The sequence below is a fragment of the Marinobacter adhaerens HP15 genome (genome assembly GCF_000166295.1).
GTDB lineage: Bacteria > Pseudomonadota > Gammaproteobacteria > Pseudomonadales > Oleiphilaceae > Marinobacter > Marinobacter adhaerens.
The window spans coordinates 1,449,991-1,469,367 of record NC_017506.1 but is presented as its reverse complement, the minus strand read 5'-3'; the positions used below and the strand labels follow the sequence as shown (position 1 = coordinate 1,469,367).

The window sequence follows — 19,377 nt, the reverse complement described above, 5'->3', positions numbered from 1 at the left end:
GTTCCGAAACCGTGCGGAGCCATGGATGGCGGAGCCGAGCGTACATGGACGTATTCACAGCGTGTTTCGGAACGGCCTCCGTGCTCGCTCCTGCACAAAAATCTCAGTCTGAGCAAAAAGTGGGGGCACACCGGGGCATTTCAAGCCCCGGAGTATAGGCAAGATCAGTCTTCGAGGAGGAAGTGCGCCCTGGCAGTCGCAATGGGTTGCGAGCGGGATTTCTGCCAGGCGCTGACCATCACGTTGGCAACGCGGTTGCCCTGGCGGGTCAGACGGCATTCGGCGTAGGTTTCCCGGTTGAGGCCGGCGCGGAGATAATCCAGGGAAAAATCGACGATACGGGGCATGCGCAGACTTTCCTGGGACATGATCAGGTAGATGTTGGCGGACATCTCCATGAAGCCACCGATCACGCCCCCGTGGATGGCCGGCAGGATGGGATTACCCAGGTTGGAGTCTTTGCAGGGCAGACGGAAAATCAGGTCGTCTCCAAACTGCTCACACTGAAGACCAATCCAGGTGGCATAGGGAATGCTGCTGAGCATGCGGCTGAAGTCACCGGTCTCCTGGGTGTAACGCAGGATTTCAGGATCGGTCATTCTTCACCTCCGGTAATCAGGTCCCGGTAATGTTTCGGGCTGGCATCCTTCCCGATACGCATGAAGGTGGCCACGCAGTTGGCGATGGTTTCACCGCCTTCCTGGTACGCCTCACAGCGGGTAAAAATAATGTTCCGGGTTACCCGGTAGGTTTCAGCCCGGGCATAAACCGGCTTGCGGGGCTGGGCCGGGCGCATGTAGTCCACGCGCAGGTCCAGCGTCGGGCAGAGTTCAAAATCTTCCAGGGCACAAAGGATCACGCACCCTGACGTGGTATCCATCAGTGTGGTGATGGCCCCACCGTGAATCACCCCGGTGTCCGGGTTACCGATAATGCGGTCACTGTAGGGCAGGCACAGTGTCAGGCTGCCTTTTGTGGCCTCGGTAACCGACAGACCAAGCTCGTTGGCCTGGTTGAGGGTGGCTATAAAACGGCTAACCCGTTTCCGTCGGATATCATCGTTCATTCAGATTTAACCTGTGGATCAGCTTTTAGGTTTTGGGCTGTTTTCCGCCTTGCCGGGCAGCGGCTCCTCGAAGACCTTCCCTGCCCTCAATGCTTCCAGTGCCGTCGAACAGAACTCGCGTCGATAGAGAACGACAACAACCAGAGTGGACGCCGCCATGAAGACAATCGGGTGAATAAACCAGCCTACCACGGCAAGTGCGTAATAGTAGGACCGCAGCCCAAGGTTAAAGGCATCGCCGGCAAGATTGCAGATGTTGCCGGCACTTCGTGCAAACGCCTCCCTGCCAGCGGGGCTGGTTTTGGTGTCGTCTGGCGGAGGGGCACTGCCCACCATCACCGACACAAAGTTGTACATCCGCATGGACCAGGTGAATTTGAAAAAGGCGTAGATAAAGACCACCAACAGCACCACCATGCGAAGTTCCCAGATTTCCCGGGTCGGCAATGTGCCGAAGGGCATGGTACTGAATACTTCCATGACTTCCTGGGTGTAGCCGAGAGCGGTGATAATACCCGCGAGAATCAGCAGGCAGCTGGAGGCGAAAAACGCACCGTTGCGCTCCAGGTTTCCGACCACAGACGCATCGGCAATCCGGTTTTCCCGCCGCAACATGACGCGCATCCAGTCCTCCCGGTAAAGGTCGAGGGTGTTGGACAGGCAGGGACGGTCCGCGGCACGGCGTTTCGAGTATTCGGTATAACCCAGCCAGCAGACGAGGAACCAGAGCAAAGCGATCAGTTCGAGTAAGTTACTCATGGGTTGCCTTGGGTGCGAAGTTGGTGAAACAGAGCGGGAACAGACGCTTATGATACGCCAAGGGCCTGCTCGTCACCACCGCCGGGCAGGTTGCGGTAATCCACTGATGGCCGATCATGTGCTATAAACTGCCCATTCAGGAAGCGGGCAACTGTTTTGAACGAACCCGACATCGCATCATCCAAAAGGGAGCTTACTGTGAACCTGTCTGCCATCAAAAACAGCCTGGTAGCCATTGCGCTGGCACTGACACTCAGCGGCTGCTCGGTCAATCCGGTTACCGGGGAAAATCAGCTTTCGCTGATCGGTGAAAGCCAGGAGCTCGCCATGGGCGCCGAGCAGTACGTGCCCACCCAGCAAACCCAGGGCGGTCGGTTTTATGTGGACCCGGAGCTGACGCTCTATGTGAGCGAGGTTGGCCAGAAAATGGCCAGGGTCAGCGACAGAGCGGACCTGCCCTACGAATTCGTGGTTCTGAACAGCAGTGTACCGAATGCCTGGGCCCTTCCCGGAGGCAAGATCGCCATTAACCGTGGCCTTCTGACAGAGCTTGACGACGAGGCTCAGCTTGCCTCGGTTCTGGGGCACGAGATTGTTCATGCGGCAGCCCGGCACAGTGTTCAGCGCATGCAGCAGGGAATGCTGATCAGCGCCGGCGTTGCCGGACTTGGTTTTGCCCTGTCGGACAACGAATGGGCCGGTCTGATCATGGGTGGCGCTGCCCTTGGGGCGCAACTTGCGCTGGCGCAATACAGCCAGGGCGACGAACTCGAATCAGACCACTACGGCATTCTCTACATGAAAGAAGCTGGCTATGACCCACAGGCAGCAGTGGAGCTTCAGGAGCTGTTCCTGAAACTATCCGAAGGGCGTCAGTCCAGTTTCATTGATGGCCTGTTCGCGACCCATCCCCCCTCAGCGAAACGCGTGCAGGAGAACCGCGAACTGGTGCAGAAGGTTGGCGCGGGCGGCTACCGCGGTGAGGACGTCTATGAACGCAAGATGGCCAAACTCCGTTCGCTGCAACCGGCTTACGATGCCCATGACAAGGCCATGGAGCTGGCCTCCAAAGGCGAGATGAAGCCTGCGCTCGACAAGATCAACGAAGCCATCCGTCTGCTGCCACGGGAAGCCATGTTCTATGCCCTTCGCGGCCGCATTTATCAGGACCAGAAGGAAACAGAGAAGGCCGCGGCCGACTTTGAAAAGGCGGTGGAGCTCTACCCCGAGATGTTCAAGTATCGCCTTTACAATGGCCTGAATGCTCTGAGGCTCAACAATCTGGACAAGGCCAGGGAGAATCTGACCAAAGCCAATGAAACCGTCCCCACTTCCATTGCCTTCCTGCGACTGGGCGATGTTGCGGTAAAACAGAATAACCGGAATGAAGCCATTGCCTATTACAGCAAGGCCGCCGAAGCCGGTGGTGACGTAGCTGAAGAGGCCAAACGTAAACTGGCGGCACTCACGCAATAATTGCCGCCGGAATCATTGACTTTAGAAGGCCGGAGTCCCGAGGGGTTCCGGCCTTTTTATTGCCCGGGATCAAGATTGCCGGTCTGACGCACATCTTCTGTCATCGCCTCCATTGACTTTTAGAGCAATAACTCTAAAAATCAGGTGACATCAACAACGATTGGATGACGGACATGCTAGCGAAACGTATCCAGCCCATGGTCTTCCAGGCGCGCCGACTGTACGTGGAACTGATGTTCCAGGTGATGGGGCGAGCCCTGCAGGCTGTGAGCGAGGTGGACGAGAAGGTTCAGAACGAAGCCCGGGCACTGCCTGACGGTTTCCTGTTTGAGATGATGGTGATGCCGGATGGCTCAAAGCTGATCGTCGAACATACCGGCCAGGGGCGTTTCCGTTACCACGGTGACAAAGCCCCACGGCCGATCGACCTGTCGATTCAGTTCAAGCACATCGCCCACGCTTTCCTGGTGCTGTCTTTCCAGGAAAAAACATCAGTGGCTTTCGCCAATGACCGCATGCTGGTGGATGGCGACATCAGCTATGCCGTGCGGATGACGCGGGTACTGAACCGGCTTGAGTCCTTCATCCTGCCGAAAATGGTCGCCGAGCGCGCCGTAAAGGAATACCCGGCCGACCTCCACCTGCCCGAAAAGCTGATCAGCGCCGCGCGCATTTACCTGAAAGTTGCCACCAATTTCGTTGAGACAGTGAGAGCGTGATGACCAATAAATACTATGAGTTCTTCTGCCCGGTAAAAGTCATTGCCGGCAAGGCCGCCCTTGAACACATCCCTTACGAGCTGACCGGAATGGCTGCCAAGCGGCCAATGATCGTAACCGACAAGGGCGTGCGGGCTGCGGGCCTCCTGGAACCCGTGATCGCAGCTTGCGAGGAAAGCGGGCTGGAAATAACCACCATCTATGATGACGTTCCGCCCGACTCCTCGACCACGGTGGTGCGCGATATCGCCGGCATCTATCGTCAGGAAAAGTGCGACTCCATCATCGCCGTGGGCGGCGGTTCGGCGATCGATACCGGCAAGGCCGTCAACATTCTGGTTTCCGAGGGTGGTGACGATATCGCCAAGTACAGCGGTGCCGGTGTGCTCAAGCATCCGCTCAAGCCCTTCTTCGTGGTGCCGACAACAGCCGGGACCGGCTCGGAAGTTACATCGGTTGCGGTCATCACCGATGAAGCCAAGGGCGTCAAGCTGCCCTTCACGTCGTCGTTCCTGCTGCCAAACGCGGCCATCATTGACCCGCGCATGACCCTCACCCTGCCGCCGCACATTACTGCCGCGACAGCCATGGACGCCATGACCCACGCAACCGAAGCGTTCACCTGCATGGCGAAAAACCCATTGAGTGACGCCTACGCGACCGCGGCCATCAAGAAAATCAGCCAGTCACTCCTTCAGGTCATGGACAACCCGAAAGACAGCGACGGACGACTGGAGCTGGCGCAAGCCTCGACCATGGCCGGCATCGCCTTCTCCAACTCCATGGTGGGTCTGGTGCACGCCCTGGGGCACGCGACCGGCGCCGTCTGCCACCTGCCCCACGGCCTTTGCATGAGTCTTTACCTGCCCTACGCCCTGGAGTACAACCTTGAAACCATCCGGGAACCCCTGGGTGAACTTTTGCTGTACCTCGAGGGCCCCGAAGTCTTTGCAGCAACACCGGCAAGCCGCCGGGCAGAAGCCAGTATTTCCGCGATCCGGAAGTTGCGGGATGCTTTGTACAAGCGCTGCCAGCTGCCCCGGACACTCAAGGAAACCGGTAAGGTGACCGAGGCACAGCTGGACCACATCGCTGAGATGGCATTGGATGATGGTTCCATCATGTTTAATCCGAAGGAAGTAACGCTGGAGGATGCCCGCTCGGTTCTGCGCCGCGCCTGGGCGTGACTGTTTCGCCGGGGACCCTGCCTGGGCCCCGGCGTTCGCCTTGTGTGAAGATAGACTTCACATCATTGAAATTGATCAAGCAAGAGAGGAGAATTAGTCAATTCTGGCAGGGATGATAGCCGGGTTCATTATCCACCTACAGTACTGTTCCGTAGAGAGCCCCACCGCATGCAAAACCGATATCCCCGCCCTGTTAATGCCACTCTTGGTGTCCTTCTTCTTGTACTGACTGCACTTTCCTCGCCAGTTTTTGCCTCACAAGATACCTCTGGCGAACAAAAGGTTTTTCGTTTCAATATTTCGCCCAATGGTTACCCACCCTATCTCATCGGTGACCAGAGCCAACCATCAGGAATCATGTGGGATGTGGTGTCCGAGGTAGCCCAGAGGCTCGGATACCGGGTAATCGCTGAGCAAATCCCCCGTAAACGTGTAGATCAGATGCTGCTTGATGGATACATCGATGCCACACCAAGGGCTCGGGAGTGGGCGGACGACCCGGAGAAATTCCTGTTTACCGATGCGGTAGTCGACATCGAGGAAGTGTTTTTTGCACCAGTAAAATCCAGCTTTCACTACGAGAGCCCGGACGATCTGATCTCCAAAACCATTGTCACCCATCTCGGCTACCGATATCCGCTGCTTGAGCCCTACTTCGAGGAAGGTCGGATTCGCCGCTTTGATGTTTCCAGAGACAAGGACATGTTCACCTTCGTACTGCACGGTGACCGCTTCGACGCCGCGGTCGCCGACCGGCTCGTCGGAAAGTGGATTCTCAGAAACGAGGGGCTGCGGCAGCATTTCGACATCAGCAACGAAAGCATCAGCAATTACGGGTTCCGGCTAATGCTGCGGAAAGACTGGCAGTCCTTTGCCAGCCAGTTCAACGAAGAACTGGCGAAGATGAAGGCGAATGGCGAGCTGGATGCGATTCTCGCCAACTACCGCTGAAGCCGCCCGGCGCTACTCGAGGCGTCGCAACAACAGCATCGGCGATACACTCAACACCGGCCGTAGCTGCCAGCGGCCGAACAGGGCAAGAACAACGGCGCTGACGATTGGGATCGGCAACACCACGTGCCAGTGCCACTGGAACGTGCCCTCGAACATCCTGAACTGAAGCGCCCAGACTGCCGCCTCGGCGGCGACCACTCCAAGCACACCTGCGAAACCACCCAGCAACGCAAATTCGAGCATGGTACTGCGAACCAGCAACCTCTGGCGTCCGCCCAGGGTTCGCAGCAGCGCACCTTCCCGCTGTCGATCCTGAAGCGTCGCACTGACGACTGCAGCCATCACCACCAGCGCGGCGGCAAGGATCAACGCCAGAATGGCTTCAATCGCCTGGGTGACCTGACGGACAATCTCCTGGATCCGCTCAATCACATGATCAATTTCCAGAACGGAAACCGTCGGGAACTGCCGGGAAAATTCGTTCAGGGCATCTTTCTTGTCCTTGGGCAGGTAAAAACTGGTGATCCAGGTCGCGGGCATCTCGGTGAGCCCGCCCTCCGGCGGGAACGCCATGTAGAAATTGGGCTTCATGCTGTCCCACTGGACCGTCCGAATACTGGTGACGGCTTCTGTCACCTTTTCCGAGCCAATGGTGAACGTCAGTTCGTCGCCCAGTGACAGTCCCAGCTTTCCGGCCAGCTCCGCTTCCACCGAGACACCTTCCTTCTGGTTTTCACCAAACCAGACGCCCTCGACTATCTCGTTGTCGTCCGGCAAGGCCGACATCCAGGTCAGGTTCAGTTCACGGTTGAGAGCGTTAACATTCTCATCCTTGCTGACCGTTTCCTTGACTGGCTGACCATTGAGTTCGGTCAAGCGTCCTCGAACCATCGGGTAAAGTTTGTCCAGTGGCTGGCCACGCTCCTGCCAGAACGCATCGACGTCCTCGACCGCTTCCGGTGCAATATTGATCAGGAAATGATTGGGCGCGTCATCCGGCAACTGGGCCTGCCAGTCTGTCAACAAAGAGGTACGCACCAATATCAGCGTGGCCGCCAGCATCAACGTCATCGCAAATACAGCAATCTGGGAAAGACTGGCCCGGCGATGCCGGTACAGCCCCACAAGGGCCAAACGCCAGGCGTTACCACCGCCGCGAACCTTGCGCAGTGTTGCCACCAACAGCCAACCCACCAGGCCAAGTGCCCCGAGCAGCAACGCAAGCCCCCCCAGAAGGGAAACCACCAGGGCAAGTTCGCCCGCATACATCCACACAAGCCCGAAAACCGCCACAATGGCAATTATCATATCCGGCAGGGCCTCGCGCCCGGTTTCACCGGGCTGGCTGCGCAGTACACGCATCGCCGGAACATTGCGAAGCCTGCGAACGGGAGGATAGGCAAACGCAAACAGAGAGACCAGTGCCGTCAGCAAGGCGGGCACCAATGCAGACGGATCGAGCTGAAATTCCACCGGGCGCTCAAGCACCTGGCTCAGCATGTGAATCAGCAACCAGTACAGCGGCATCGCGACCAGCAGTCCGCCCACGATCCCGGTGACACCCCAGAGCGCGAGGCGCTTGAGGTACAAACCGCCAATACCTGCACCGCTGAGCCCCAGCGTTTTCAGAAGTGCCACGGTATCGCGCTGGGAAAGGGCATACTGACGACTCGCCACAGCCACGGCCACGGCGGCAAGCAGGACCGCAAGGCTGCCACCCAACAGCAGGAATCGCTCGGCTCGCTCGAGTGAGCGCGAGAAGGTCTCGCCATCCCGGACACCCGCCCATTCATGACTGGGTTCGAGTCTGGGTTCCAACCATTGGTAGTACGATTCCAGCGCAGCTTCATCACCGGCAAACAGGTAGACGTATTCAACCCGGCTGCCCTCCTGGATGACCCCGGTGGCGGCCACATCATCCACATGCATCATCACGCGGGGGGCCAGTGCCGACAGCCGGAAACCGCCGTCCGGCTCCCGGATGAGCAGGCCGGACACGGTAAGATTCAGATTACCAACTTCAAGCGACTCGCCGACTTCGAGATCCAGCAGCCTGAGCAAGCGCGGGTTGATCCAGACCTCTCCCGGCCCGGGCCCCTGATTTACCAGCTCCCGAGTACCTGTCGGGTTCCGCTGGATTTCGATATCGCCACGAAGCGGATATTCATTGCTCACGGCCTTGACTGACACCAGCTGGAAATTCTCGTCACCGAACACCATGGTGGAGAATTCCACCATTCGACCGGTTTTCAGGCCCTGATCGGCGGCTTCCTGAAGCCAGGCGTCCGGAATCGGTCGGCCATTCTCTGCCTCAAGCTGGCGATCCGCTGCCAGGAACGAGCTGGCTGAAGAAACCAGGGTGCGTTGAAGCTGACTGGCAAACAGGGCAATGGTGGCAACAGTGGCAACGGCGATGATGAGAGCGGCCAGAACGACGCGAACATCCCGTTCCCGCCAGTCCCGGCGAACCGACATGAGTTTTTTTGCAGCCGCCATCAGTGCGCCATCTCCTGCGCTGCTTCCGGTTCGGTCAGAACGCCGGCTTCAATATGGAATTGCCGATTACAGCGAGCCGCGAGGTGTTCATCGTGGGTTACCATCACCAACGTTGTGCCCTGCTCCCGGTTCAACGCCATCAAGAGATCAGACACTGCCTGACCGGTGCGGTTATCCAGGTTGCCCGTCGGCTCGTCAGCGAACAGGATCAGCGGCTCAGACGCAAATGCCCGCGCGATGGCAACCCGCTGCTGCTCACCACCGGAGAGCTGTCTGGGTGTGTGGGTCAGCCGTTCGCCAAGCCCAACCCGTTCCAGTAGCTCACGGGCCCTCTTCTCCGGCGACGCCATGCCGGCAAGCTCCAGCGGCAACATAACGTTCTCGAGCGCGGTTAGCGCCGGCAAAAGCTGGAAAGACTGGAATACAAAGCCAACCCGGTGTGCGCGGAGTTTTGCCCGCTCATCCTCGCTGAGCTTGCTGATCACCGAGCCGTCCAGCTCCACCGTCCCCTCGCTGGGCGTATCAAGACCCGCCAGCAAACCCAACAGGGTGGTTTTACCAGAACCGGAGCGCCCGACAATGGCTACGGATTCTCCCCGATTGATTTCGAGAGTGACCCCTTGCAAGATCGTGAGCGTATCGGTTTCAACACTGACGCGGTGGGTCAGGTTATCTACCCGTAACATTGGGCTCTGGCTATCCGGGTTAACATTGGTCATCTGATTCACGGAATCTCCCGATCCTGGGTCTCGAAAACGGCTTAAAGGTGTATTGGTTGTCTATGCATACGGCATTGGTGTACGTCAGATCAATTCTTTTTCTCGTGTTTGCCGTGCTGGCGCTGCCGGCAGTGGCCAGTCAGAATACGCTGCTCATCGTAGGTGACAGCCTCAGTGCGGCCTATGGAGTGCCCTCCGAAACTGCCTGGGTGCAGTTGCTGAGAAACCGGCTCGAGAGCAAAGGGTTGAACGACTGGGAGGTGGTCAATGCCAGCATCAGCGGAGAAACCACGGATGGCGGTGCCCGCCGGCTGCCTGATCTCCTTGAGGAGAACGAGCCCGACGTCGTGGTCATTGAATTGGGTGGCAATGATGGCCTTCGCGGCTTTCCCCCCAACGTAATCGAATCCAATCTCGCCTCCATGATCGAAAAGGTGCAGACCTCGGGTGCTCGCGCCGTACTGGTGGGCATGCAGATACCGCCCAACTACGGACAGCGCTACACAGAGATGTTTGCCGAAATCTATCCGAAGCTGTCTGACCGATACGACACCGCGTTGGTTCCCTTTTTCCTGGACGGCATCTACAACCAGGCCGGGCTGATGCAGGACGACGGGATTCACCCGACCGAGGAAGCCCAGGGCAAACTGCTGGAGAATGTCTGGCCGGTACTCAAACCGATCCTGCAATAAAGATGGTTCAGGTCAATCCCTGGAGGAATGCCAGCGCACGGCGCTCTGACCAATAAAAGCCATCTTTCGAATGCTCGACAAACCCGACGTGGCCGCCCCAACGAGGAGCTTCGAGGCGCACATGAGCGCCCAACTCCCGCCGGGATTCCGGGAAACAGCGCGCCGAGAGAAACGGATCGTCGGCGGCGTTCACCATCAGCGCCGGCACGCGGATATCTCGCATGCGCCCCAATGCTGAACACTGGGCCCAGTAATCCCGGGCATTGCGGAAACCGTGCAGAGGCGCGGTGTAGCGGTCATCAAACTCATGAAAGCTGCGAATGGCATCAAACCCCGAAATATCAATCTGGTCCGGAAACCTCTCCGCCTTTTCCTCCATTTTTACCTTCAGATCCCGGAGAAAGCGCTGCATGTAGATCTTTCGGCTGGGCAACGCCAGCATATCTGCGCTACCGGCCAGGTCGCAGGGAACCGAATAGGCAACGGCTCCGCAGATCCGGCTATCAACACGCTCACCCTGTTCGCCCAGATAAAGCAGCGTCAGATTGCCCCCCATGCTGAACCCGGAAAGAAACAGGGTGTCGTAAGCACCTGACAAACCGTGATTCACCACCAGGCCGAGATCCTCGGTGGCGCCACTGTGATAGAACCTCGGTTGCCGATTCATAACCCCGCCACAAGAGCGGAAGTTCCAGGCAAGAACATCCCAGCCTTCCCGAAGCAGGGCGCGAGTTAAACCGAGCACGTAGGGCCGCCTGCTGTGACCTTCCAGACCATGAGACACGATGGCCAGGCGATCGCTACCCTGCCGGTACCAGTCCAGGTGCAGTTCGTCGTCATCCGGTGTGGCGATCACTTCCGGCTCCGGTTCCACCATCGGGACTTTGCGAAACAGTGTGGGCCAGACAGACTGAACGTGACCGTTGCGCAACCACGGCGGGGGCCGGTAGTGAAGAGTCCTGCTTTCGTACAATTTTTAGCCTTTCATATCAGGGGGTTGACCCCGTAAACCAAAGCGCTTAATATGCGCGCCACTTGATGCTGTTCCCCGATAGCTCAGTTGGTAGAGCAACGGACTGTTAATCCGTTTGTCGCTGGTTCGAGCCCAGCTCGGGGAGCCACTTATTCCGAAATGCCGCTGATTCTTCTGAACCAGCGGCATTTTTCGTTTACGGCCTCAGAAAATCTGCTCGCGCTGCATGAATTCGGTCAGCACGCGGAACAACGTGAACCCATCCTCGGTGCCAATCAGCTCCCGAATGGAATGCATACCGAACTGGGGCACGCCAATATCCAGCGTGGTTACACCCAGGTTCCCCGCCGTCAGGGGCCCAATGGTGCTGCCACAGCCCATATCGCTCCGAACCACAAAGGTCTGGTGAGGCAACCCCAGCTCGTCACTGATGTGCCGGTAAACTGCTGCCGATCGACTGTTGGTGGCGTACCGCTGGTTATGGTTGACCTTGATCACCGGCCCCTGATTGAGAATCGGGCCATGATTCTCATCATGTTTATCCATGTAATTCGGATGAATGCCATGGGCATTGTCCGCCGACACCATCATTGAGTTGGCAATAGCACGAGCCTTGCCAGCGCCGACCCAGCGGTCCAGAACCGCTGTCAGGAACGGCCCTTGTGCACCTTCGGCAGACATACTGCCAACTTCCTCGTGATCGTTGCAGACCAGCAACGCGGCTTCGTCCCCGGAGGTTTTCAGCAGCGACTGGAGGCCAATGTAACAACTCAGAAGGTTGTCCAGGCGAGCCGAGGCGATGAAATCATCACGCAATCCGACAAACGAGGCTTCACGGGCATCGTAGAAACTGAGCTCGTAACCCAGGACCTTGCGGACAGTGAGCCCGGTCTCGGCCTTGACCTGCTGGGACAGCAGATCCACGAAGCTGGTGGTATCGCTCTCAGGAACCTGCATCAGAACCGGGGGCAGATCGGTCTGTGGGTTAACCGTGCGATTGCTGTTGGCTTCTCGATCAAGATGGATTGCCAGGCTCGGAATGAATGCCACAGGCTTACGGAAATCCACCAGGGTGTCCCGCACCTTGCCGTCTTCGTCCAGCACCGTCACCCGACCGGCCAGGGAAAGATCCCGGTCAAACCAGGGATTCAGCAGCACACCACCGTATACTTCGACACCTAACTGGAAGAAGCCCTTGCGGCGGAGCTCAGGGTTCGGCTTGACCTTCAGGCAGGGGCTGTCGGTATGAGCACCCACCATGCGGATTCCCGAGGTGGTGACATCTTTGCTGCCGGTTCGGAAGGCGACAATTGAGGAGCCGTTGCGGACAACGTAATAGCCCTGGTTGCTCACCAGCGACCAGTCTTCCCGCTCATCCAGCTCCTGAAACCCAGCCGCACTCAGCCGTTGTTTCATGGTGTCGACCGCATGCCAGGGTGTGGGGGAAGTGTTCAGAAACTTCAATAAATCTTTGTTAAATTCAGCGTGTTCCATGATGTCCCTGATTAAAAGATAATTGCGCCAACAGTATGGCATGAAGCCGTAAAGCCTCATACTGCGTCAACGGACATTCCCTATAACCGGGTCACAAATCAACCATCACCGGGAGCCCAACGTGCCAGCACCGAGATTTCTCGACATTGAATACTGCCAGACCGACGACGCGCTGTTTCCCACCGCCATGGCCTGGTCGCTGGAAGACGGCCGAATGAAAACCGTGGTCATCGCCCCTTCCGACGACTGGCTCCCGGAAGACGGTGACCTGGGCGATGTCGACCTCCTCTACCTTGAAGAACAGGGCGTGCCCCTGATCGAGCTGGCCCGGGAACTGCACCAGGATCTGCCCGACCAGACCGTCTTCGTGGACGGCCTCGATCCGGACGAGATTCTGGTAGACCTCATTTTCACGGCCGTGGCACAGGAGGCCCCGTTCGAAATCGCACCCATCAGTGAGCTGATCACAGGCCTGGACAGCGAAACCCTGGAAGACCGCCGCCGCCAGCTCCTGTTCGAGGAAAGCCTGGAACCCCAGTTGCCTGAAAATGGCGTCTACGCACTGCTGCTGATGGCGCGGGAAGAGGGCCTGTTCGACGAGGATTGAGAAACAGCAGGAATTGACAGGGGGAAGTGTGACACGGGTCGACGTAACAAACGGTTACACGAGGCAGAATCAGCCCGTATTCGCCCATGTCAGGAAGCCCGATAACAATGAACAAGGTTGTGCGAACGCCCCTCGTCTGTCCGCTTGTCCCTGCCCTGCTCCTCGCATCCCAGGCCGCCCTGGCCCAGGAAACGCCAAGGGCCGACAAACACTACATCGGGCTGCTGGCAACCACCTACAACCACCGCACCATCGGTGAAAACACCAAGGAAACCGCCTGGGGCACAGGCGGAACACTGGTGGTGGGTGGCCACATAACCGATCTGTTTCACGCCGAGCTGCGGGCCGGTGGTGGCTTCAAAGACGCCGAGGTACCGGACAGTGACCTGACACTGAGCGTTGATTACTACGCCAGCTGGTACATGGGCCTGCACTACCCGATCACCGACTATGCAAACCTCTACGGTCAGTTCGGCTTTTCCTATATCCACGGCGAAGGCGAGATCAGCGATCCCGCAAATGATCGCAACAACCCCTACCTGGATCTCGAAGGCGAGTTCCCGGACAGCGGCTTCTCCATCAGCTGGATTGCAGGGCTTGATTTCGAAGTGATGGACGATACGTTTCTGGTCTTCGAAGGCGGAAAGCTTTTCGAAGATACGGGAACGGATGTGAACACCTTCCAGTTTTCCGGCGGACTGCGCTACGAGTTCTGAATGGCCGGCCGGATCTCGTGTTGCTGATCCGACCCGCTACCAGATCGCCATTAAGCCTTGTGGCGGATATGCCAGCACCGGTGAATCCGGGCGTTGCGTTGAAAATCCTTGTCCAGGGTATCCCGCGTCACTTCAGCAACCTCGAACTCGCTTTCCAGTGTCTCGTCCAGCTTGAAGCGTCGGAAATTGGTGGAAAAGATCAGCAACCCGTCGGAACTCAACCGTGCCATGGCCTGCCTGACCAGCGTGGGGTGATCCTTCTGGATATCCAGAACGCCGGCCATACGGGCAGAGTTGGAAAAGGTCGGCGGATCCATGAAGATCAGGTCAAACCGTTGGTCCGCCGTTTTCCGGTCTGCCAGCCAGGCGAGGCAGTCTGCCTGCTCTACCCGATGCTTCTTGGGGTCGGCTCCGTTCAGCGCAAGGTTCTCCTCGGCCCAGCCGACATACGTCTTTGACATATCCAGACTGAGCGAGCGGCTGGCGCCTCCAACAACAGCGTGAACAGTGGCCGCGCCGGTATAACAGAACAGGTTCAGGAATCGCTGGTTTTCCGAATGCTGCTGAATCCAGTGCCGCACCGGCCGATGATCCAGAAACAGACCCGTGTCCAGATAATCCTTGAGGTTCACCTTCAACACGCAGCCGTGTTCGTGAACCCTGAAAAACTCGCCACTGACTGCCTGCTTCTCGTACTGATTGGTGCCGGTTTGCCGCTGGCGCTGCTTGCACACCATATCCTCCGGCTCCACTCCCAGTGCTTCGGGAATGACTGCAAGGGCCTCCGCCAGGCGTTCTCGAGCAGCACGCTCATCCACCGATTTCGGGGCCGCATACTCTTGCACGTGCACCCGCCCCTCATAGATATCGATCGCCAACGCATACTCCGGCATATCGGCATCGTAGAGGCGGTAGCAACCAATGCCCTGCTTTCTTGCCCACTGCCCAATGGTCTTCACGTTCTTCTTGAGGCGATTGCGCAACATGGCCGCGCGTTCCTCATTGGCAATCCGAGGGGTGACCTCACCGGGAATATCCGGGGTCCTCGGTGTCATGGCGCTCACTTCATTTATCTCGAACAGCAGCAACTGGGCGGGCAGCTTGCCGTTGAAAAGCCGGTATTGTTTGTAACTTCTCAATCCGATGGACTTGCCGAATTCCGGGGCTCCGGTAAATACACCGAGGCGCCAGCCTGGAACGCAGCGTTTAACCGCGTCGCCCAGGGCCTGGTACAAGCCGCCCAATTCCCTGCGCTCACTCAACCGCTCACCGTAAGGGGGATTGGTGAGGACCAGCCCCTGATCAGACCAGTCGCCTTCCAGTTCCAGGGCATCGACTGCGCGAGCCTCAACGTACACAACATTCTCCAGACCTGCCCTCTGGATGTTTTTCCAGGCGGTCCCGATGACCCGGCTGTCCTGGTCAAAGCCCGCCATTCTCGGGATCCGCCCTTGCTTGCCCTCGTGGGCGCGACGCTCCGCCTCCTGGCGCAGCGATAACCAGAGCTCCGGTTGATGGCCCGGCCACTTCTCGAAACCGAACCTTTCCTGCTTGCGGCCGGGCGCCATATCCAGCGCCATCATGGCAGCTTCAACCACGAGGGTGCCTGAACCGCACATCGGGTCCACGAAATCGCCGCCGGCGGCGGCGATTTCTGGCCAGCCCGCTCGCATCAGCAATGCCGCGGCCAGGTTTTCCTTCAGGGGTGCCAGGCCCTGATCCGTACGATAGCCTCGCATGTGCAGGCTGTGACCGCTCAGATCAATGCCCAGGGACAAGCGGCCACGATTGAGTCGCGCGGAGACAATGACATCCGGATTCTTGGCATCCACTGAAGGCCGCGGTCCGCCATTGGCCTGAAACCGGTCCACAATGCCGTCCTTGACCCTTTGAGCGCCATATTGCGTATTGCGGATGGCCTCGTTCTGACCGAGGAACGTAACGCGGAAACTGCCATGCACAGGAATGTGCTGCTGCCAGTCCATGTGAACAACGCCGTCATAGAGCTGGTCGCCGCTGTTGGCATCCACTTCATCAATGTGAAGGATCACCCGGTTGGCGAGACGCGACCATAAGCAGGCGCGATAACCACCCTCCAGAGAACCTTCCACCCAGACCCCGGCCGGGGCATTGCGTACGGTATCCAGACCAAAGGTGCTGAGCTCGTCCGCCAGTAGGTATTCCACCCCCTTCGGGCAGGTTACGAAAAATACAGATTTGGACAAGTTCAACTCCTGGTTCCTGGACGGCTTGAGGTAAGTTTCCGAAATAAAGGCTATTCCGAAAATCGCAGCAAAATTTTTAGTTCATATAACTATAAAAAAAGCGTCACATAGATGAAATAATTAGTGTACATCCGCTAAAGGTTCGACTTACCTTGTAAGTGACGCGTCGTTCCGGAAGGCTGCAAACCTTCCGTTAACAGGATCCTGACTGCTCTGGCTTGAGCTGACAATAGTGGGTTATCCCGGAGCGGATAACACTGGTCGCAGCCACTGCAGATGTGTACACGCTTGTTCTGTTAATCCATCAGTGAGGAACGGCATGAAAAGACAGAAAAGAGACATGTACGCTCGTGCATTCAAGCGGGGTTATCTCGCTGGCGTGTCCGGAAAATCCAAAGACAGCTGCCCGATTGAACAGGCGGAAGTTCGCCAGGAATGGCTGAACGGGTGGCGAGAAGGCCGCACAGATCAATGGGAGGGCATGACCGGCGTATCCGGCATCCATAAACTGGCTAACGTTACGACAGCGTGACGCCTCAACTAACCCCGATTCTTAATCTGATCTTTTTACACACAATTTGACGCAGTACTCAGAGCAACCCAAACGGGGCCTCCCGCCCCGTACCATGCGATGAAGCGCCACGGGGTTCATTCCCCGCTCGGGCCCGCTAAGCGGGCCCACCTTCGTTCTGGGGCGCGGTAAATCACTTGACCTGCCGGATCGCCTCAACAGCTTCTTTAATAAGTTCAGGCCCCCGGTAAATAAAACCGGTGTAGATCTGGACCAGCTTGGCACCGGCCAGGACTTTCTCGGCTGCACTTTCACCGTCCATAATGCCGCCGACACCAATAATCGGTAGTGATTCCCCCAGTTCCGCGTAAAGCCCCCGGATAACCCTGAGAGAAGCCTCCCGCACCGGTGCACCGCTGAGGCCACCAGCCTCATCGGCATGGGTATGACCTGCCACGGCATCCCGACTGATCGTTGTATTGGTGGCAATCACGCCATCAAGGCCCGTCTCACGCAGGGCGGATGCCACGAAGCGGATACCATCATCGTCCATGTCCGGGGCGATCTTCACCGCCACAGGCACATACCGGCCATGCTCCTTCTCACACTGGAGCTGTTCGTCCTTGATGGCCTCCAGAAGGCCCTTCAGAGAGTCTCCAAACTGCAAATCCCGAAGACCGGGCGTGTTGGGCGAGGACACATTCACCGTAATGTAATCGGCCCGACTGTAAACCGCCGATATCCCCTTCCGGTAATCGGATTCGGACTGGTCGTTGGGCGTGTCCTTGTTCTTGCCAACATTGATTCCAAGCACGCCCTTGTAGCGGCGCTGATCCACACGGGCCAGCAAGTGGTCCAGGCCCTGGTTGTTGAAACCCATCCGGTTAATGATGGCCTGATGCTCCGGCAGCCGAAACATCCGTGGTTTGGGATTGCCGGGCTGCGCCAGAGGCGTCACGGTACCGACTTCAATAAAACCGAAGCCCAGGGCGCCAAGCGCATCGAGGTGATCGGCGTTCTTATCCAGACCTGCGGCAAGCCCGACGGGATTCGGAAAATCCAGCCCCATAACATTCACTGGCAATGAATCTATCTTTGGTGAAAAAGCGCTCAAAACGCCTAATCGGTGCGCAAGATCGAGACCATTCAATGCAACATTGTGAGCCTGCTCCGCTGGAAGGCGGAAAAGCAGATTGCGGATAACGCCGTACATCTGAAAAAACTCCCCTGATCCAAGTGGGCGGAGTATACCGGAAGTTTTCCACAGCATCCCGGGATAGAACCAAATCAGCTGTAAATGACTGTATCATGGCACTCTCATGACCTTTTCCACGGAATCTGTGGATAAACCTGTTGAAAATCGCGGGGCAACGGTTGCCATCCCTTGATAACTGCGCCAATCTACAAATTGATCATTTTTTGATCAGTTATTTTTATGTTTATTTTCAATGGTTTATATATTTTTCTCATGGCTGTCGACAAATACTAAACAAAATGTTACCCAGTCATCGTTCTGCAATGATGTGCATAAATCACTTGAAATCCCCTCTTTTAGCCACACCTGCCAAAGCCCGTGAGAATAACGTTATACTGACACCTGTCTTCTGATCTGGAGTGCATCAATGCAAGAGCCGATTTCCCCCGCCCAACAGCACCGGGAAAACCTCGCGGGCGAAATGAAGGCGGCCTCGCGCGTGACCATTATCGGAATGATTCTCGATGCCGTACTCGGGGTCATAAAAGTCATTGGTGGTGCTCTTTTTAACTCCCAGGCCCTGCTGGTGGATGGCATTCACTCGTTTACGGATGTTGCCTCTGATCTGGTTGTTCTTGGCGTCATGAAGGTGTCCCGCCAGGAGCCGGATGACGACCATCCTTACGGCCATCAGCGAATCGAAACCTTCGGCACTCTGGTTCTGGGCAGCATCCTGATTGCCGTTGGCGCCGCCCTGGCCTGGGAAACCCCTACGCCTGATAGAGGGTGGCGTGGATACTGTGCCTGGCTGGCCGGTTCTGGTGGCAGCTGCAGCGTCTGTTGCGGGCAAGGAATGGATTTTCCGATACACACGCCACGTCGGCCTGAAGATCCGCTCGGATCTGATTATCGCCAACGCCTGGCACAGCCGAACTGATGCGTTCTCCTCAGTCGTGGTTCTGGTGTCCACGGCCGGAGCCATGCTCGGCATGGTCTGGCTTGATGTGTTCGCGGCGGTGGTGATCGCAGGCATCATTATCCACATTGGCTGGAAGTTTACCTGGGACAGCGTCAAGGAACTCGTGGATACCGGCCTCTCCCAGGAGGACACGGAGATGCTCAAGAGTATCGCCCGGGACACAGACGGAGTGCGCAACGTGCATGAGCTTCGCAGCCGTCGTATGGGGCACGACATTCTGCTGGATATTCACCTGGTGGTTCGTCCGGAAATCAGCGTATCGGAAGGGCATCAGATCGGTATGCAGGTTGTCTCGGGAATGCGGGATGCCCTGGACAACATCCGGGACATCAACTTCCACATCGACGCCGAAAACGACGAAGATCAGCCGCTGACCTCCGAGCGACTGCCCTCCCGTGAAGACATCCGGGCCATCCTGGCCCGACACCTGGGAGAGTTGCCGCAACACAGCCGGCTCCGGCTGCACTATCTGAAAAACAAGGTGCATCTGGAGCTGTTCCTGGACAGCCCCGAGGGTGAAACCGTCTTCTCATCCTCAAACATCAGGGAAGAGCTCGGTGATTACCCCTGGTTTGGGAGTGTCCGGGTCTGGGTGGCCGGCCCCTGAAA

General features: G+C 57.6%; 18 protein-coding genes, 1 tRNA gene and 1 pseudogene. 10 read left to right on the top strand and 10 right to left on the bottom strand.

All coding sequences use genetic code 11. From position 1 onward, the window contains the following. Positions 1-164: 164 nt before the first annotated feature. From HP15_RS07000 to HP15_RS22850, 4 genes are read right to left on the bottom strand one after another with little or no spacing between them, the layout of a single operon-like run. On the bottom strand, positions 165-599 hold the full coding sequence (locus tag HP15_RS07000; RefSeq protein WP_008172009.1) for a PaaI family thioesterase: 435 nt from the start codon (positions 597-599) through the stop codon (positions 165-167). Further along, positions 596-1,066 carry a PaaI family thioesterase gene (locus tag HP15_RS06995; RefSeq protein WP_014576817.1) on the bottom strand — a complete coding sequence of 157 codons (471 nt, stop codon included), beginning with the start codon at positions 1,064-1,066 and terminating at the stop codon, positions 596-598. The genes HP15_RS07000 and HP15_RS06995 overlap by 4 nt, the downstream gene beginning before the upstream one ends. A gap of 18 nt (positions 1,067-1,084) precedes the next feature. Next, complete coding sequence (locus HP15_RS06990; RefSeq protein ID WP_008172012.1) at positions 1,085-1,825, bottom strand: DUF599 domain-containing protein; 741 nt, start codon at positions 1,823-1,825, stop codon at positions 1,085-1,087. A 47-nt stretch (positions 1,826-1,872) separates the two neighbouring features. Next, positions 1,873-1,998, bottom strand: a complete 126-nt coding sequence (locus HP15_RS22850; RefSeq protein WP_008172013.1) for a hypothetical protein — start codon at positions 1,996-1,998, stop codon at positions 1,873-1,875. Positions 1,999-2,023: 25 nt separating this feature from the next. Between HP15_RS22850 and HP15_RS06985 the strand changes: the two genes are divergently transcribed. From HP15_RS06985 to HP15_RS06970, 4 genes are all read left to right on the top strand, one after another. Further along, entirely contained in the window at positions 2,024-3,301 is a 1,278-nt protein-coding gene (locus HP15_RS06985; protein ID WP_014576815.1) for a M48 family metalloprotease, read from the top strand. Positions 3,302-3,474: 173 nt separating this feature from the next. Continuing rightward, the gene (locus HP15_RS06980; RefSeq protein WP_008172020.1) at positions 3,475-4,020 is read left to right on the top strand and encodes a hypothetical protein; all 546 of its coding nucleotides are present in this window, start codon (positions 3,475-3,477) and stop codon (positions 4,018-4,020) included. Beyond that, positions 4,020-5,207 carry an iron-containing alcohol dehydrogenase gene (locus HP15_RS06975; RefSeq protein WP_014576813.1) on the top strand — a complete coding sequence of 396 codons (1,188 nt, stop codon included), beginning with the start codon at positions 4,020-4,022 and terminating at the stop codon, positions 5,205-5,207. The genes HP15_RS06980 and HP15_RS06975 overlap by 1 nt, the downstream gene beginning before the upstream one ends. 168 nt (positions 5,208-5,375) lie before the next feature. Beyond that, complete coding sequence (locus HP15_RS06970) at positions 5,376-6,158, top strand: substrate-binding periplasmic protein (RefSeq protein ID WP_014576812.1); 783 nt, start codon at positions 5,376-5,378, stop codon at positions 6,156-6,158. Between the two features lie 12 nt (positions 6,159-6,170). Here the strand turns inward: HP15_RS06970 and HP15_RS06965 are convergent, their stop codons facing one another. Together HP15_RS06965 and HP15_RS06960 are read right to left on the bottom strand one after the other, a co-directional pair. Further along, positions 6,171-8,657 (bottom strand): ABC transporter permease, encoded by a 2,487-nt coding sequence (locus HP15_RS06965; RefSeq protein WP_014576811.1) that lies wholly within the window; start codon positions 8,655-8,657, stop codon positions 6,171-6,173. Next, entirely contained in the window at positions 8,657-9,376 is a 720-nt protein-coding gene (locus HP15_RS06960; RefSeq protein ID WP_041645164.1) for an ABC transporter ATP-binding protein, read from the bottom strand. Before HP15_RS06960 ends, HP15_RS06965 begins: the two co-directional genes overlap by 1 nt. A 62-nt stretch (positions 9,377-9,438) precedes the next feature. Here HP15_RS06960 and HP15_RS06955 point away from each other — a divergent pair, with 62 nt between their 5' ends. Next, complete coding sequence (locus HP15_RS06955) at positions 9,439-10,068, top strand: arylesterase (protein WP_041645163.1); 630 nt, start codon at positions 9,439-9,441, stop codon at positions 10,066-10,068. A 7-nt stretch (positions 10,069-10,075) separates the two neighbouring features. Here HP15_RS06955 and HP15_RS06950 read toward each other — a convergent pair whose 3' ends face one another. After that, the gene (locus HP15_RS06950) at positions 10,076-10,945 is read right to left on the bottom strand and encodes a YheT family hydrolase (RefSeq protein ID WP_227499720.1); all 870 of its coding nucleotides are present in this window, start codon (positions 10,943-10,945) and stop codon (positions 10,076-10,078) included. A gap of 168 nt (positions 10,946-11,113) precedes the next feature. On the opposite strand from HP15_RS06950, the gene HP15_RS06945 reads away from it, so the two are divergent. Beyond that, a tRNA-Asn gene (locus HP15_RS06945) sits at positions 11,114-11,189 on the top strand. A 56-nt stretch (positions 11,190-11,245) separates the two neighbouring features. Here HP15_RS06945 and HP15_RS06940 read toward each other — a convergent pair. Beyond that, entirely contained in the window at positions 11,246-12,535 is a 1,290-nt protein-coding gene (locus HP15_RS06940) for a M18 family aminopeptidase (RefSeq protein WP_041645161.1), read from the bottom strand. Positions 12,536-12,656: 121 nt separating this feature from the next. Here HP15_RS06940 and HP15_RS06935 point away from each other — a divergent pair, with 121 nt between their 5' ends. After that, the gene (locus tag HP15_RS06935) at positions 12,657-13,142 is read left to right on the top strand and encodes a hypothetical protein (RefSeq protein WP_014576806.1); all 486 of its coding nucleotides are present in this window, start codon (positions 12,657-12,659) and stop codon (positions 13,140-13,142) included. A gap of 107 nt (positions 13,143-13,249) precedes the next feature. After that, the gene (locus tag HP15_RS06930; protein WP_014576805.1) at positions 13,250-13,858 is read left to right on the top strand and encodes an outer membrane beta-barrel protein; all 609 of its coding nucleotides are present in this window, start codon (positions 13,250-13,252) and stop codon (positions 13,856-13,858) included. 50 nt (positions 13,859-13,908) lie between these two features. On the opposite strand, the gene rlmKL is transcribed toward HP15_RS06930, so the two are convergent. Next, the gene (gene rlmKL, locus HP15_RS06925) at positions 13,909-16,083 is read right to left on the bottom strand and encodes a bifunctional 23S rRNA (guanine(2069)-N(7))-methyltransferase RlmK/23S rRNA (guanine(2445)-N(2))-methyltransferase RlmL (protein ID WP_041645160.1); all 2,175 of its coding nucleotides are present in this window, start codon (positions 16,081-16,083) and stop codon (positions 13,909-13,911) included. A gap of 319 nt (positions 16,084-16,402) precedes the next feature. Between rlmKL and rmf the strand changes: the two genes are divergently transcribed. Then, complete coding sequence (rmf, locus tag HP15_RS06920) at positions 16,403-16,615, top strand: ribosome modulation factor (protein WP_008172042.1); 213 nt, start codon at positions 16,403-16,405, stop codon at positions 16,613-16,615. A 172-nt stretch (positions 16,616-16,787) separates the two neighbouring features. On the opposite strand, the gene HP15_RS06915 is transcribed toward rmf, so the two are convergent. Continuing rightward, the gene (locus HP15_RS06915; RefSeq protein WP_041645159.1) at positions 16,788-17,807 is read right to left on the bottom strand and encodes a quinone-dependent dihydroorotate dehydrogenase; all 1,020 of its coding nucleotides are present in this window, start codon (positions 17,805-17,807) and stop codon (positions 16,788-16,790) included. Between the two features lie 409 nt (positions 17,808-18,216). On the opposite strand from HP15_RS06915, the pseudogene HP15_RS06910 reads away from it, so the two are divergent. Next, positions 18,217-19,375: pseudogene (locus HP15_RS06910) on the top strand (cation diffusion facilitator family transporter). Positions 19,376-19,377 lie beyond the last annotated feature (2 nt).